The organism is Mesorhizobium sp. M7A.F.Ca.US.007.01.2.1 (assembly GCF_003998165.1).
GTDB classification, from domain to species: domain Bacteria; phylum Pseudomonadota; class Alphaproteobacteria; order Rhizobiales; family Rhizobiaceae; genus Mesorhizobium; species Mesorhizobium ciceri.
The window spans coordinates 1-2,139 of the sequence record NZ_RZQP01000433.1 but is presented as its reverse complement, the minus strand read 5'-3'; the positions used below and the strand labels follow the sequence as shown (position 1 = coordinate 2,139).

Below are 2,139 nucleotides of genomic sequence, written 5' to 3'. Positions count from 1 at the left end.
ACCGCCAGCATCGGCCCGCGCGCGGGCACGGCGTCGGCGGGCACGCCGGCCGCTTCGAACCAGCGCACCCAGCCCTGGCGGTTCTCCTCGTGCAAAAGCGTGTAGCGGCCAAGATCGATTGGCTTCCTGAGGGCAGGGCCAGAAGCAAGCAGCGCCGGCGACAGGACCGGCGAATCGACCGTCGAGGCAAGCCGCTCGGCCTGGCTGCGCGGCCACGAGTCGGCATGCGCGCTGAAGCGCAAGGCAAGCTCCGGCTGATCGCTGCGGAACTCGATCAGCCTTGGATCGACTTCGAGGGAGACGTCGATGTCGGGCCGCAATTGGCGAAACCGGTTGAGCCGGGGAACCAGCCACACGGAGGCAAGCGACGGCTCGACACTGACGCGGACCACGGACTGTGCCGGTGTCGCCACCAGATCGCCAAGCAAGGTATCGATGGCGTCGAAACTTCTGACGAGCTGATCCAGCAGACGCCGGCCGGTGTCGGTCAGTTCGACTCGTCGATGGTGACGTTCGAACAAGGGTCGATGCAGGAAGATTTCGAGCTCGCGGATCTGCCGGCTGATCGCCGCCTGCGAGACGAAAAGCTCCTCGGCGGCCCGGCTGAAGCTCAGATGCCGGCCCGCCGCCTCGAAGCTCCTCAATGCCGTCAGCGGCAGGCGCCCACGCTTCATTTCGCATAACCCAGGATTATCCGAAGTGGAAATTATACTCGTTTGAAGGCGAAGGCCAGCGGCGGTCTAATCCATGTCAAAGGAGACCGACCATGATCCAGTTGCTGAGCATTTTTGGCGATGTCATGCGGATCGCGACGTTTCAATGGCGTGACGAAAAGCAGCATTCAAAGCGCCGCGAGGGGCCGGCCAGTCGTGGCCGCTGGGCGCCGTCGGCTGACAGGCAGCCGTTTCGCCGTTCCCGTCCGTGATGGCGGGGCGCGCAAGGAGCGGGATTGCGTTCTCCGGCGGAAGTCCACATCTATCGCCTGGGAAACGCGATACGGAGACTGTGGTGCGCGACCAGCATGGGCATGCGCATATAGACGGGTCGCAAAAACGCGGCCGCAACTGGCCCGGCCCCTGGCGCAAGACGCCAGGCCGTCTCCTCGGCACGTCGCTCGTGCGCCTCTACCAGCTGACGCTGTCGGGCTTTGTCGGCAATTCCTGCCGGCATCTGCCGACCTGTTCGGAATATGCGCATGAGGCGATCGCCCGCCATGGCCTGTGGGCCGGCGGCTGGATGGGATTCTTCCGCGTGCTGCGCTGCGGGCCATTCGGCACGCATGGCATAGACCTGGTGCCGGAGGCGCTTGCGGATCGCTATCTCTGGTTCATGCCCTGGCGGTACTGGCGGATCGGCAGCAAGCGCGACAAAGTGCAGGAATGATGGCCGGGGAGAATAGCAGGTTTACGATCCGGTAGGGTTAACAACAGCCTGCACAAAGACTGCGCATTTGAGACAAAATCGAGACAAGAGACCCCGCTAAGCCGCTCGCGAACCCCCTTCTGGAGCGAGCAGAAAATGCGCAATTTCGACCGTCTTCCCTTCATCTTTGCCGGGATCCTGTTCCTGCTCGCCTGGCTGCTGGGATTTCCGTTGCGCGCGCAATCGGCGCCGCTGGGGGATTTGCAGTGCACGGTGATCGCCGATGCGGCGAGCGGCAAGACGCTTTACCAGGACGGAGTGTGCGACCAGCGGTTCAGCCCGGCCTCGACGTTCAAGGTGCCGCTGTCGCTGATCGGCTATGACAGCGGGATCCTGAGCGACGAGCATACGCCGGCGTGGGACTACAAGCCGGAGTTCAAGGCGGTGAAGCGGGACCAGAAGACCGTCGATCCGGTGATCTGGGAACGGGATTCGATCGTCTGGTTCTCCCGTGAAATCACCAGTCGGCTCGGGCCGGAAAAATTGGCTGGCTATGTCTCCAAATTCGGCTACGGCAATGCCGATGTTTCCGGCAATCCCGGCAAGAATGATGGTTTGACCCAATCCTGGATAAACTCCTCGCTCAAGATCACGCCGGTCGAGCAGGTCGATTTCCTGCGCAAGCTGCTGGCCCGCAAGCTGCCTGTCTCGGCCAGGGCCTACGACATGACATCAGCCATCATCCCGACCTTCCAGGCCGGAGGCTGGACGGTGCAG

4 protein-coding genes are annotated in these 2,139 nt (G+C 63.0%); 3 read left to right on the top strand and 1 reads right to left on the bottom strand.

Annotated features, from left to right (window positions below; genetic code table 11):
• Positions 1–674: LysR family transcriptional regulator (locus EN949_RS34775; protein ID WP_127371968.1), on the bottom strand; the 674-nt coding region annotated here is incomplete at its 3' end.
• 92 nt (positions 675–766) lie between these two features.
• Here EN949_RS34775 and EN949_RS34770 point away from each other — a divergent pair.
• From EN949_RS34770 to EN949_RS34760, 3 genes are all read left to right on the top strand, one after another.
• On the top strand, positions 767–925 hold the full coding sequence (locus EN949_RS34770; protein ID WP_082827388.1) for a hypothetical protein: 159 nt from the start codon (positions 767–769) through the stop codon (positions 923–925).
• A gap of 83 nt (positions 926–1,008) precedes the next feature.
• On the top strand, positions 1,009–1,383 hold the full coding sequence (gene yidD / locus EN949_RS34765; RefSeq protein WP_127366464.1) for a membrane protein insertion efficiency factor YidD: 375 nt from the start codon (positions 1,009–1,011) through the stop codon (positions 1,381–1,383).
• A 135-nt stretch (positions 1,384–1,518) separates the two neighbouring features.
• The coding region (locus EN949_RS34760; RefSeq protein ID WP_164782661.1) for a class D beta-lactamase at positions 1,519–2,139 on the top strand (621 nt) is incomplete at its 3' end.